Source organism: Paenibacillus mesophilus (assembly GCF_005938385.1).
Taxonomy (GTDB): Bacteria; Bacillota; Bacilli; order Paenibacillales; family NBRC-103111; genus Paenibacillus_AB; species Paenibacillus_AB mesophilus.
On the sequence record NZ_VCRA01000026.1, the window covers coordinates 37,946 to 51,869 of the forward strand.

The 13,924-nt window shown below is 52.3% G+C and carries 8 protein-coding genes; 1 reads left to right on the top strand and 7 read right to left on the bottom strand.

The features are described 5' to 3' along the window. Positions 1-46: 46 nt before the first annotated feature. The 3 genes from FE783_RS29695 to FE783_RS29705 all read right to left on the bottom strand — a co-directional run bounded on the left by FE783_RS29695 (position 47) and on the right by FE783_RS29705 (position 5,691). Entirely contained in the window at positions 47-3,364 is a 3,318-nt protein-coding gene (locus FE783_RS29695; protein WP_158302107.1) for a glycosyl hydrolase family 28-related protein, read from the bottom strand. 62 nt (positions 3,365-3,426) lie between these two features. Then, positions 3,427-4,287 carry a sugar phosphate isomerase/epimerase family protein gene (locus tag FE783_RS29700; protein WP_238403306.1) on the bottom strand — a complete coding sequence of 287 codons (861 nt, stop codon included), beginning with the start codon at positions 4,285-4,287 and terminating at the stop codon, positions 3,427-3,429. 102 nt (positions 4,288-4,389) lie between these two features. After that, positions 4,390-5,691: an ABC transporter substrate-binding protein gene (locus FE783_RS29705; protein WP_138883024.1), complete on the bottom strand. Its 1,302-nt coding sequence runs from the start codon at positions 5,689-5,691 to the stop codon at positions 4,390-4,392. Between the two features lie 131 nt (positions 5,692-5,822). Here FE783_RS29705 and FE783_RS29710 point away from each other — a divergent pair, with 131 nt between their 5' ends. Further along, the gene (locus tag FE783_RS29710; protein WP_158302108.1) at positions 5,823-6,635 is read left to right on the top strand and encodes an AraC family transcriptional regulator; all 813 of its coding nucleotides are present in this window, start codon (positions 5,823-5,825) and stop codon (positions 6,633-6,635) included. Positions 6,636-6,742: 107 nt separating this feature from the next. On the opposite strand, the gene FE783_RS29715 is transcribed toward FE783_RS29710, so the two are convergent. From FE783_RS29715 to FE783_RS29730, 4 genes are all read right to left on the bottom strand, one after another. Beyond that, positions 6,743-8,356 carry a sulfatase family protein gene (locus FE783_RS29715; protein ID WP_138883026.1) on the bottom strand — a complete coding sequence of 538 codons (1,614 nt, stop codon included), beginning with the start codon at positions 8,354-8,356 and terminating at the stop codon, positions 6,743-6,745. 46 nt (positions 8,357-8,402) lie between these two features. After that, positions 8,403-11,321, bottom strand: a complete 2,919-nt coding sequence (locus FE783_RS29720; RefSeq protein WP_138883027.1) for a glycoside hydrolase family 2 TIM barrel-domain containing protein — start codon at positions 11,319-11,321, stop codon at positions 8,403-8,405. Between the two features lie 24 nt (positions 11,322-11,345). Next, on the bottom strand, positions 11,346-12,677 hold the full coding sequence (locus FE783_RS29725; RefSeq protein ID WP_138883028.1) for an ABC transporter substrate-binding protein: 1,332 nt from the start codon (positions 12,675-12,677) through the stop codon (positions 11,346-11,348). Positions 12,678-12,810: 133 nt separating this feature from the next. Further along, positions 12,811-13,821, bottom strand: coding sequence for a hypothetical protein (locus tag FE783_RS29730; protein ID WP_138883029.1), 1,011 nt, complete (start codon positions 13,819-13,821; stop codon positions 12,811-12,813). Between the last annotated feature and the right edge of the window lie 103 nt (positions 13,822-13,924).

The following is a 13,924-nucleotide window of genomic DNA, read 5'->3' on the forward strand; positions in this document are numbered from 1 at the left end:
CTCATTATATTCACACAAGTTTATTATAATTCAACATAGTTGAATGTCAATACATGCCATTGCCGTTATTATATTTTCCCTTCTCCTTGTCTCTGTTATTGTCTTTATCCTTGTCCCCGTCCCGGTTATTGCCGCCGCCGACGGATAAGGTCGTGACCGTGACCGACGGCCCGGTTGCGCTCCAGTTCCCCGAAGCATCCCCGGCTTGAATAGTAAAAGTATAGCCGGTACGAACATCCAGCGACGTAACCTTGTAACCGGTTACATTTTCTACAGTGGCTAGCAGTGTGGTTTCCTGGTAAACCTTGTAGCCGGCAATCCCTGCATTGTCGCTAGCCCCGCTCCAGTTCAGTGTCACGCTAGTCTGATCGACATCGGTCGGAATCAAGCTTCCATTCGTCCATGTCGGTGCGAGGGTATCGACAAATACCGTTTTACCGGGACCGTCTGTACTCCAGTTGCCGGCCGCATCTCTCGCTTCAATCTTGAAGGTATACGGAGTATTCGCGATCAGTCCGGTTACATGATAAGTACCTCCATAGGTTGATGCAACTACGGTAGCCAGTTCCACACCGTTTTGAAGTACCTTATAACCTGATACCCCTACATTATCGGAGGCCCCGCTCCATGTCAGAGTTACTCCGGCGCCGGTTACATTTGATGCCGTCAAATTGCCATTGGTCCAGCTAGGCGCTGAGGTTTCATCATAGAAGCCGTCTGTCGGCGTGCCCAGCTTATACATGACAGGTCTTGTATCCGACGGTACCGGATCGGAATCAACCTGAATCGGCCAGAACAGGTCATATCGGGATTGGACTAAATTTAATCCGTTTCTCGAGTTATTTCTGACCGTAACCTGATCGTTCAGATTCGTAATCAGTAAATTCGTCGACCCGGTCGCCTTGTAAAATACGCCTTTTTTATTCGGGTCAATAGGGTTCGGAATCGTTATGCTGTTAATATTGGCTGTTATATCGTTCGAATATTGATAAGAGGCGGAGCCGCTTCCACTATGCCCGAATACTCTAATGTTATCGGAACCGCTAATATCCAGATAGGTGTTGTTGTCCTCGGTTTTGTTCCCGTACAAGGTGACATTCCGGCTATTGCTGACTTCTATTGTAGCGCTGCTCTTGATATACTCCCAGTTCGCGGCGTAAATGGACAGCGGATTCGTCGTCCCCCGGACGGCCATCACTCTCATCGCGGATGGCACAAGGGCTGCCAGGAAGAGCTGGTTGTACACGTTATAAATTTTGCCTCCGCCGTTTCCGGTAATCAGCAGGGTAGGATATTCATAAAGAGCCGTTTTCATCCCATAATTCGCCGCTTGGTCCGAGCCGATAAAGCCGTAAGTACGGGTAGGCTCCACCTGAACGGTACGCATGATCGAGTTGCTGCCGGCTTGCCACTTGATGGAATAAAGCGGATAGCTGCCTTCGAAGGTGCCAGGTACCTCCTTGGTAGGAGTGATCGTGATATCGCTGATCACGGTATAGGCGTTCTTATCGTTCGCTGTCTCCACCATCGGCGTCGGACCGGAACCCCAATTCGGGATATCGAATACATCGGTTATGATATAAGAATAAGCCGAAGCCAGACCGAAGAGCTTTGTATTCGGTTTCAGCTTTAAGGTATGGGTGATCCTGTAGTAGCCCTTAGGGAGGAATACGTATTCACTCGCATCAATGGCCGCTTGAAGTGCCGCGGTATCGTCGGTTTTCCCGTCTCCGGTCACACCGTAGACAGCTTTTACATCGACAAGACCCGGCGTTTCAAAGCTCGGAATTTGTCCCGGAAGCCATCCGTGCCTCGCCTGCAAATCCGGAGGAGGGGCGACATCTCGGGCGGTTGGGCCAATATACATATTTCCTTGATTGACTTTGTCGATGTATACGACGTTTTTCCAATTCACTTTCGGTGCGCTTGCGCCTGCGTTCGTCCAAGATTCATCTTTGCCATATGCAAATTCTTTTACATGGAACCATCCGTTCAGATTTGCATCCACCTTGGAGTTGAACTCGGAAGCTTCAATCACTTTGGATACATTTTTAAAGTATGCATTATTCAGATAGATGCCTTTGGGCAAGTAGCTTGAAAGATTCGGCACATCGGAGCTGCTCGCAACGTTGTTGTTTGGCCATGCGACGTTATCGATAGCTTTGGTATTTTCCGTTGTGCCTGCTATAGCGGGTCCATCGTAGGGTCGAGTATAGGCGATCTCGGCATCGATAATACTTTGCGACCCGAATAAAGGCTGTCCCCTGTAGCCTTTGATGATAGCCGGTCCTTCATAGTCGGCAATAATTTTCAACCCCGTTACGGTCACAGAGCCGCCGTTACCTGCAAGCCACGCGGTATGGGTCTGATTCTGCAGCGTCATATTATGAATGGATTGCAGCAATATGGTAGCAAGTCTGGAATCATAACCGAATTTACCGCCGGTTACGGTGATATTGGTCCAGCTGCCGCCATTGCCCGCTCCGCCCATGATCCCGACGAGGCCGCCGGTAGCGTCAATGTTCACATCGCTGATCACGCCGCCCTGGGCCGTGGCCGCGTGAATTCCGATGGCACCCGGGTTATCGCCGGTCACGACGTTGATATGGTCGATCGTAATATTGCCTTCTTTATCGGAAGCATGCTTGCCGCCCCATTCGATCGTGACTTCCTTTGTTGTCCTGTTCGTAACAATTTCAGGCTGATAATAATGCAAAACCGCCTTCGCATTCAGAGGGTCGTCAAAGGAGGCTGCATGGTCCTTCAATTGGATGGTGGTGCCGCTTCCCACTCGCGAACCCAGCAACACGGTAGGCATTTCATTCTTGTTGGCTATGGTGTCTATCATGTTTTTGGTACGCGCCGAAATTCCCGTTTGGAGCAGCAACGTATCGGATACCAGATAGGTCCCGGAAGGCAAAAAGACGGCCAGCTGATTTTTCTTGCCATAATCGAGTGCGCTCTGCAATTGGTCTGTCACATCTGTGGTCCCGGTGTTATCGATAGAAAATGGCGCAGCCGTTACGTCGAGGATACCCAACTTGGCCAGGGACTGATTGCCCAGCTCGGGATGGGGACTAAGATCCACGCCCTCGACGACAGGTACATATGGAGTCGGCGGCTGCCCGGGAAGCGCCCCCCATGGAATGGGGATAAACTCCCTGCCGCTTGTAACATCCACTCCCCTTTCAGCCAGCTTTTGGAGGTAATTGTCTTTCGTTAGGCCGTCGTAACTAAAAGTCTGGGCATCCCGGTGAGCAGGCAAAACCACTTTTGCACTCACAGGGGTCTGCTCCGTCGTCAAAGCCATCATGGAAGCCAGAATGACCGCTGTAATTATTTTTGACACTCGTCTACTCTTCATCCTTTGCTTATCCTCCCTTTTGTTGAAGCGCAACGATTTCATAATGTTCAATCGGGTGAGGGTTATTTTCCTTGGATCACGGATCGGATATAATCGAGATCGCGTTTAAACATCCGGTTGTAGTCGTAGCCTTCCAGTGTACCGCCGTGTGAAGGGTTCAGGCAAATAATCGGACTGACTCCGTCCCGTACAACCGCAAGCGTCATCTCGGCTACCGGCCAAGAGGCGTCCTCAAGCGCAGATTTCCACAGGAGACGACCGTTCTCTCCGGCCCTGCCCCCTTTGAGATGAAAGTAGCCGATCAGCGGCTTTAGAGCCCGGTATGCGTCCAGCGAAGGAAAGGTGCCCATTTGCCATAAATTTTGTACGTCATAGGTAAAGAAAACGGAGTCCGAGCGATCCAAGTCTTCAAAGAAATGGATGACCTCCTGTGGATTGGAGAAAATATTGCGCTCGCATTCATTCTCGATGGTAACCCCGAATCCCTCGTCGCTTAGACGGTCTACAGCTTCCCGCAGCATGGGGAAAAGCCAGGCGAACTCGCTCTTAATGCGCCTGATGCTATCCGTAACGCTGCCTACACGTTCTACGCGGGGAGACAAGAGGCGGATAACAGTCGGGCGAAGAATACGGGCGATCTCGAGCGTTTTCTCGATATGCGCAAGATGGGTGTCCCGAAAATAGTTCTCCCCGCGCTCCAGATCGTCATGGAACAAGCTCGTCGACATGCAATGGACAGACAGCTCTCTTTCCTTAATGGCCACGGCCGCTCTTTCCGCTTCTTCACCGGATAGTTCAAGCAGCGACTTCCCCCATATACGGTCCTTCAAATCCAGAACTTCGATCCCCCAAGACGCCTGAGTATCCAGCGACTGGATAAAATCGGGACTTGCCATCGCGTTCAGCATGGTCAGTTTCGTCATCGAACAGTCTCCTCGTCACTAGTGGTTCAATAATTTTAATCATAGTTCAACGTTATTGAATCCCGATTATAGGAATTTGCCGTCCCTTCATTGCACCCTCCGTTATTTCGCTAATTGTTCAATGGCTTTGTTGATTTGTTCCTCCGCTTGGCGAAGCGTCGTGTTTACATCCATATTTTGCTTGATCATGTTCTGAAAGGCGCTGCGAAGCTGTTTGGCCCCTTCCGCCTCATACTTGGAAACGTTCGGCGATTTGGCGGCCTGCAGCATGAACAGAGCGTCCAAGTGCTTGCCTTTAAACCCGGGGAGACCCGTACCGAACTGCTTTCGGGCTTCGGGAGAGTTCAATGCAGGCGCTCTGCCGATCGCTGACAGCTGCTTTTGAACGTCTTCGGACACCCATAATCGGATTAGCTGAAACGCCTGTTCCTTCTGCTTGCTTAATGATGTCACCGAGAACGCGCGCCCCCCCAATGACAGACTTGTCGTAGGCGCCTCCTTCGTGACGGGATAGGTGACCAAATCCCAATTCAATCCGGGAATCGAGTCGTACCCGTCCGGACCAAGCCCGGCGTGCATCGCCGTATCTTTCGTTTTGGAAAATGACTCGCGTGCCGCTGCCGCCCACTTCATCTGGTTATTGCCCGGAATATCGTAAATTTGCTTCATCATCGCGAAGAGCCGGCTCCAGCCCTCCGTGTTTACGGAAGCTTTGTTCGTTTTGGGATCTACGATGATAAGTCCCATTTGTCCCGATACCCGGTCTATCATATCCGGCTCCAGCCCGCGATATTGAACGCCATTCTCCGTTCTCGTCAAGACTCTCGCGAGCTCGTAAACTTGATCCCATGTCATATTGTCTTTAGGATATGGAACGCCGAAACGGTCGAATATATCCTTGTTGTAATACAAGGCCGCCGTATCCAGTGCATAAGGGATTGCCGTTACATCCGGGTTTCCGTCTACATGCTGTGCCAGATCCATCCGGACCGGCTCGAAGAGTGCAAGATCCATCTGATTCGCCTTAACCAGTGCGGAATGGTCGAATCCGATTCCCGTCTCCCTCAGCGGAATGAGAAAGCTGCTTCCAAGTCCGACAATCATGATATCCGGCTTCAGTCCTTTGACCAGCACGGTTTGATCGTAATCGCCGCCAGGTCCGAGCGCGATCTTCTCTAAATGGACTTGCGGAAATTTCATTTTCGCCGCTTTGCTCAGAGTCGTCTCATATTCATGATCCGCGAACGGAGGCACCGCAATGGTAATCGTCATCGGTTTATCCATGTCTACAGCCGAGGTCCTTTTGTCAGACGGGCTGCCTGGCGCTTCCCCGTCATTTCCGCAAGCGGTTGCAAGAGAGATTGCCAGCATTGAGAATATTCCGGAAGTTATCCAATTTTTCAATTGTGCCGCCCCCTATTGTATCGTTATACTAATGAATACAAGCACTTTCAATCATTGCCTGGATTCAAGCTCTTGACTTATTTCGCAGATTTTCGTTCGGTACGGAAAAAACGGCCATTGAGGTGATGGATATGGAAGGTCAGTCGATGTCGGTGATCGCCGTTGACTATGCTCGGCATACCAAGCCCTTCATTAATGACAAAAGCTCGATCAAACGCGACTGCTACCTGGTCCGGCTTCAGATCAAAGGCAGGTGCCGGGTTTCCATACGCGGGAAGGAATACGATCTGGGTCCGGGCGATATGGTGTTTTCCATTCCGAATCATGGCTACGTGCTGGACATCGGAGGGCTCGAGCAGCCGATTGACAGTGCGGATTACTATTTGATTTGCGACGGTCCATGGATCAAGCAATGGTGGGAGGAATCCAACTTACCCGATGTAGCGAATATTGCGCTGGACGAAGGTCTTCTCTTTATATGGAGAAAGCTTATCATGGAGAAGCGGAACATGCATGCGAACAATACCGAGATGCTGGACGCTTTGCTGAAATTGTTTTTTCTGTCGCTGAAACGCCTGCTGGAGGATAGTAAAACCAATTCGCTCCGGAGCCGCACGTATATTTCTTATCAGATCAAAGCTTATATCGAAAGACATGCGACAAAGCCTCTGACATTACCTCATATCGCCGCACATCACAACGTCAGCGTTTCGACCGCATCCCAGCTGTTCAAACAAACTTTTAACCACACGATAATGTCCTACGTGCTGGAGGTGCGCCTGTCCATTGCCACGCAGCGCATTATGATCGGAGGCATGAAGCTGGAAGATATTGCGGAATATGCCGGATTTCACAGCTATCCGTACTTTTGCCGGACGTTCCGAACCCGATATGGAGTTTCGCCCAGCCAATTCCGCGGGCACGATCCGTATAATCGATCCTGACACAGCTCCTGTATGACGAATAAGCGGCCCGTCGGTCATGTATTTGGCATGGACAGGCCGTTTTCGTCTGGTTCTTATTCCGCTTCGGAAGGATGGCATAGGGAAGTTTACTCCGTGACCGTAAACGCCGCCCATCTTTCTTCGCTGTTCTTGTAGCCGATACGGGAAGCTTTAACCCTTACGGTCGTCGTTCCCGCGCAGCATCGAATCGGTCCGGTGTAAAGCTTCCACCGCGCATTCTCGCCGCTCTCCGTCGTATAGGTAATGGAAGCGCCTTGTGTCGAGCAATAAAGTTGAACAAGGAGCGGCCCCTGGAAAGAGCCTCCTTCCGTTGTCGCTTCGATTCCCGGGCTTTCCGCGGTTATCGGCACGAAAACAGGGGCTGAAGTATGAGGCTGGATGCCGCGCGGCCAGAAGCGTTCGACCATTTGCTCCTCGGACAAATCCCCTAAGTCGCCATACTGTTTGCGCCATTCGTCCAAAGCGTACCGCAGCTCAAGAAGCGCGTCCCGATGCCCGGGACCGGTCGCCAAGTTGTTCAGCTCGTGGGGATCGCTCACCGTGTCATACAATTCCTCCACCGGTCGTTTCCCGAACATGACGTTCTGTACGCCTTCCAGCTTGCCTTCCAGGTGAAGACGCCACATTTCTTGTTGGATCGGATGCCGGTTGTTATAAGAGATCCATAGCAAATAAGGCATATTGGGATCATAATTCCGAATATACTTGTATCTTGTATTTCGGACGGCGCGAACCATATCATACGCCTGATCGTATCGGTCTCGCGTCGCGAAAATATAGTCTCTCTGCCTTGCTTGTTCGCCCAGGAACGGCTGGCCATGCATGTGGCAAGGCACCGCCAGACCGGCCAATGACAGCACCGTCGGCCCCAAGTCGATCAAGCTTACTAATCGATCCGAGACGGTTCGAGGTTGGATCCGCCCGGGCCATCGTACAAGGAGCGGAATGCGGATTCCCGCATCGTACGGCCAACGCTTCGCTCGGGGCAGTCCTTCGCCATGATCGCTCCATAAGAAGACGATCGTATTATCGGCCAATCCGTCTTCCTCCAATTGCCTCAGAAGCCGGCCGACGATCTGATCCGAATCCGCGATGTTGTCGTAATGCCTAGCAAGAGCCTCGCGGGATTTCCGGGTATCCGGAAGGTACGGAGGCAGCGTCACTTCATCGGGATCGGTTTCCAAGGCATGTCTTTCCTTGTCCGGCCACATCCCGCTTTCATGGGTCAAGATCGGGTTAAAGACGGAGAAGAACGGCTGCCCTTCATCCCGGTTGCGCCAATGGGCATCGTCGCCAAGCTCATCCCACGCCGTTAAAGGCGTTTCAAACTGGTAATCGGTTTTTTTGTTATTGGTGCAATAGTACCCGGCTGCGCGTAAATATTCGGTAAACGTCTTGACGTAATGAGGAACTACCGCATGGTAAGGCGTCGGCAGTTCGGGAGCGCAAGTCTCGGTATGGGTCGTTCTCATATGATGGGTACCGATTGAGGTCTGGTACATCCCCGTAATGATAGCCGAACGGCTGGGAGCGCATACTCCGGCGGTTGCAAAAGCTGAAGAAAACCTCATCCCTTCGCCGGCGAGTCTATCGATATTCGGCGTCCGCGCCAATCGATCCCCGTAGCATCCGAACCGCGGGCTCGTATCCTCCAACGAAATCCATAATATATTCGGTCGATCTTGCAAATGGTTGTTCAATTATGCAGCCTCCAGCACAATTTCCACAATCTGCCGCTATCGGTTGTCACAGCTTCCTAAACAGCCGGATCCGCTCGTTTTCTTGCGACAACATCAGCAAACAGGGGCTTTCCCCGGACTCCAAAACGAGATGTTGAACCGTGCCGTCCGCCCAGCGAATTTCTCCTTGCCCCGCATCCGCCGATCCTTCACTAAGCTCATACCACCATGTACCGACGAGCTCCGGACTTGGAGCCTCTCGATAACGGAACACATCGCCGTTATTCATCATTAGGAAGCGCATCCGGTTACCCAGCCATACGCCGCATACGACAGGCGATTGCGGACGGTTCCGGAACGGCGGGATGTGCTCGCGTCGATTGCAGTGCGACGTATCCAAGGCGACAGCCTTGTCTCCTTTCACAAATGCCGTTTCCAGTTCAAATACGACCCTATCGCCATCGACGACGACGGCACGAACCGTGCAGGAATCGTTAATGATGAAAGATTTCTCATATACGGCAGATGCCGCCGACGGCTTGCTGCCGTCCGTAGTATAATATATACCATAGGATTTGCCGGAAAGCGCCCCACGCAGCGCAATGCTGTCTACAGATACGGACACCGTCGTTTCGTTCTGAAATATCCGTTCGCCGATAATAGCGGCTGCCGTAACTTCAATATTTCCACTCTCCATCGTAGAATGATAAAGCCCCATTCCAAGCCCGAAGAAGGCCGCGCGCGAGGGTGATTTCGCGTTGGTCACATCCACCATGTCCCCGTTCTCGGAGCCCAGAAACGCGACCGGTCCGGTCGCCGCCAAATGCACGGTATTGTCGCCGTAAGGGACTAACCGTCCCATGCTGTCCACAATTTCAAACGTTACCTGTGCCAAATCCCGGCCATCCGCTTGAAGATCGGTCACGTCCGCACTCAGCTTGATTGCAGCCGGACGGTCCGCTGTTTCGAACCGCTTCCGCGCCGCAACTTGCCCGTCACGATAGGCGACCGCTTCGATCGAACCGGGCTCGTAGCCGACATCCCACGAAATGTACATGTCTTCGCCCATCGGTTTCCTTCCTAAGGAGCGACCGCCCACGATCAGCTCGGCTTCTTCGCAGTTCGTATATACCCAGACCGGAATAACGACGCCTTCCAGCCCCGGATGCGTCCAATGCGGAAGCAGGTGAACCATCGGCTTCGTCGTAAATTGGCTTTGGTAGAAGTAATAGTGGTCCTTCGGGAAGTTAGCGAGGTCGATAACCCCCGCGCTGTTGCTTCGCTCCGGGTACTGCCGCGCCTCGCCGAGATAGTCGAAGCCGGTCCAGCGGAACTCGCCTACCAGGTACGGATATTTTTTAACGAACCCCCAAGAATGACGTGCGGAAGCTCTAACGCCGCAGTTGTCATACGATGAGCTGTAATGCGTCGACGCATCGGTGAATATTTCCTCTTCCGTCAAGTTCGGTATTTCGATCCTCGGTTGGTCTTTATCCCTCCACCACGTTTGGGTACGATAATACCCGCGCGTATGCAGCGTATGGGGCGCTTCCGTCGCCAGCATGACCCGTTTCGGGTAGTTGAGATGATCCGACTCGTATAGAAAGCAGGCGCCGCCTCCGTCGTTATACCCGGCAATATCGAGCAAGCCGCGGTTTTCGTCCATAACATCCCCGACGAGGTTTATGCCGCAGGTGACCGGACGGGTCGGTTCAAGCCAGTGCACGAAATCCTGCAGCATGGCAGTTGTCTCCGCCTTCTGCTGTCTGATTTCGTTTCCGATGCTCCACATGATGATCGACGGATGGTTGCGATCCCGGCGGATCATATCGCCGAGATCCTTTTCCCACCACTCATCGAAGTATAAGGAGTAGTCATGCGGAATTTTGGGAATATTCCAGCCGTCAAACGCCTCATCGACGACCATTAGTCCGATCGCGTCGCACAGGTCGTAAAAGGCCGGCTCCATCGGGTTGTGCGACGTTCTCACGGCATTGCAGCCCATCTCCTTCAGCATGCGGAACCGCTTCTCCCACAACTTCTCCGGTACGGCTGCCCCGACCGGCCCGCCGTCGTGGTGCAAACAAACCCCTTGCAGCAGCATCGGTATACCGTTTAACTTGAAGCCGGCTTCTGCGGAAAACTCCAAATAGCGGATTCCGAAGGTTGAAGTATAATCGTCGATGCAAAGACCGTTCTCCCGAACTTCGCTTTGCAAAGAATACAAATCGGGGTGCTCCGGCGACCATAACGCCGGGTCGTTTATCGTCGCGGACTGCTGTACCGGCACGACGGCGCCCGCTTCGATCGTTAACTCCGAGCTGGTTTCAGCCACAGCCAGGCCATCCGGGTTGTTGAATCGCGACACCAGCATAACGGTGCGGACCCGATCGGAACGGTTGGCAATTTCCGTTCGGACCGATACGACCGCATGACGTTCGGCGACTTGCGGTGTTGTGATATAGGTGCCCCAATGAGCGACGTGGACGTCTTCGGTTGCGGTGAGCCAGACATGACGATAAATTCCGGCTCCGGTATACCAGCGCGAGCTAGGGCTGAGCGAGTTGTCGACACGTACGGAGATGACGTTGCGGTCCGGTACGAGGTATGGCGTCAGATCGTACTCGAAGCCCAAATATCCGTACGGGCGGCGGCCCAAATGATGGCCGTTTATATATACGTCGCTATTCATGTACACGCCTTCGAATTCGAGGTACAGCCTTTTGTCCTGCAGCTCCGGGGACAGCAGGAACGATTTGCGGTACCAGCCGATGCCCCCCGGCAAATAAGCGCCGAATTTACCGGACGGATTGTCAGGGTGATAGTCGCCTTCGATGCTCCAGTCGTGCGGGAGATCCAGCTTTCTCCAGCTTGAATCGTCAAACCGGGGAGTCGAGGCTTCATGGACATCCGTAAGACTGAAAGACCAACCGGTATCGAACGATAAGCGTTGGCGAGGCCCGGTACGAATGAATGGGGTGTGCATGGAAGTCCTCCTAACTTTACGTCATTACTTCTTGTTCTGCTTTTCCAACTTGGCCGCTTCGACCGCTTTGGTCACTTCTTCCTGAATCCGGCGCAATACCGTATTCTGATCCTCATTCGAGCTGACGTACGTTTGGAAATTCCGGTTCATACTCGGTCCTCTGGCAATACTGTCATATTGATTATAAGGGTGGGGATCCAGCATCTTGACACTGAAAATCGCTTTCAGGTTTTTCTCCTTAAGCATCGGGAACGCTTGCCCGAACACCTGTTGCGTTTGCTCGAGCTTCGCGACCGGCAGCGTCGCCGCCCTTCTGGAGAGATCGAGCTGCATCTCCGGATCGGTCGACATCGCCTGCGCCGCCTTGAACGCTTGCTCCAGCACCTTGCTCGATTTGTTAATAACGAGGACGTTGCCGTCGGTTTCGGCGCTGAATCCTTTCTTCTCGCTATAGCTCGGATAAGAGACGATATCCCAATTCAACCCCGCATTAAACTGCGGATCGGCCATTCTCACCATACTGCTTCCATAGGATGGATACATAGCGATCGTTTTATCGTTGATAAAGTTTGGCGCGATGCTGCCCAGGTTGGCTACCGGCTCGTTGCCCGGGATCGTATAAAAGTCTTTGGCGAGCTTAAATACTCGAGCCCAGCCGTCCGTCAGCAAATTGACCTTATCGGAATTCGGTTCGAAGTAAGGCAGTGCCAGCCCGCTGCCCATCAGACTGACTTGGCCTGGCTGCAGTCCCTTATATTGGACGCCCCCTTCGAGCCGGGTCATTCTTTTGGCCAGCTCATACATTTCGTCCCAGGTCATATTATCCTTCGGATACGCAACACTGAAGCGGTCGAAAATGTCTTTGTTGTAGAACGTCACATAGTAGTTCAACCACATTGGAATCGCATACATTTCGCCTTTGGAGCCGTAAGCCTTAACCATGTTCTGCGCAGCAGACTCATAGACGTTCCAATCCAAATTGTGCTTCTTCGACATATCCCTGACGTCCAGCGGGAAATCGACGGCCAGCAAGTCGCTGAGCCCCCGTACCCCTGTCAAGAAGATGTCGGGCTCCCTGCTTGAAACGATCAAATCCTGAAGAGTCGTGTTTTGCGGCATCACCTCGTATTCAAAAGTGATGTGCGGGTATTTTTTTTTCATGGGCTCGCCGACATATTTGTCAAATTCGCTTTTGTCGTACCCGCCTTGGTAGCGCATCATACGGATCGTGACCGGTTCCTGCGACGACGTATCGTTCTTGTTCTTCTGGGCTACTGGCTCTTCCTTGCCGCATGCGGTTAATACGGAGGTCAACGCCACCGCCGACGCCAATGCCTTAATCACCGTGCTTTTCATGGAACTCCCCCTAATGATTTGGATTCATGTATGTTGAACGAAACTCGGCCGGTAGCTGCTGCCTATCGAGATCTCGTTTAACATCGATCGTCAAACCGTCACATCCGGATCAACTGTCTTCGGGGTGGATCAGTTACTTCAGGAACGTCTTTTCCGGCAGCCTGGCATCCAATCCTCCGGCCGGATCGCCCGCCACATCCGGCTCCGCCAATAGCTTTTGGACGTTCTCAAAGCTGTCGGCCGGCAGCCTTGCCCAGAACATATAGTTCAAATGGAGCTTTTGTTGCGCTAACGTCAGATGATCTCGTACCGGAAACGGGATTTCATCGCCGGGAAGTATCGTCACATTTTCCCCACGCCGCAGAGCGTTTTGTTTTTTCAAAATATCCGCATAGTTTTCCGACTGTACCGCTGCGCCAAGCGGAACTTTCCCGGATAATTGGGCATAGAAGCGGTAAACGCCTTTGTGCGGATCGTTCACATCCGTTACACCGATCTTGCCCGGATAGACGTCCGGCCCTCCCAGACCTACTCCGATTTCTTCCTGATAATCGATCAGCTCCTGAAGCACGACCGTCGGAAAATTCGTATACTGAATAACGACTGTATTCGGGAACGCGTCGCGCAAGCTTTTCATCATGAACTTCAAGCTTTCGACGTATTTGACATGGCTGTACTCCTCAATGCCTTCCTGCGGGTTGTTGAAATGATAGTTTGTCGCCGTTTCGGGCAGGTTGATTGCGGTCAGGCAGGGGTTGCCGTCGAATTCTTTGCCAAGCGCGCGGATGAGCTCGCCTATTCGTTCTCTTACGTTTTTATTCCAAACGACGGCATTAAGAGCCCCTACCTTGGAAATCAAAGGGCTTCCGCCGTATTCCGCACCCTTTACATAGGCGGGAATAATCGATTTCCCTTTCGTGAAACCCTTATATTGAAGCTGAATGACAAGAAACTTGCCATGCCTTCCGAGGAAATCCAGATCTTTCTTGATTTCGGAGAAATCGTACTGCCCCTTCTCAGGCTCGAGATCCTTCCATTGATACGCCTTCTGTACGCCTTTGAAATGTTGCAGGATATACTGCTCCGTGATACTGTCCGCGCCAATAAATACGTAGTGACCCGGCTGCCATTTTCCTTGTTTCATCCCATTCTCCTTCTCCGTTTGTGCAGGTAGGGTCTGTCCCGGCAATCTTGCAGCTGGATAAGACCGTACACAGCAATGTCGCAATAGCGAATACGGCTGCATT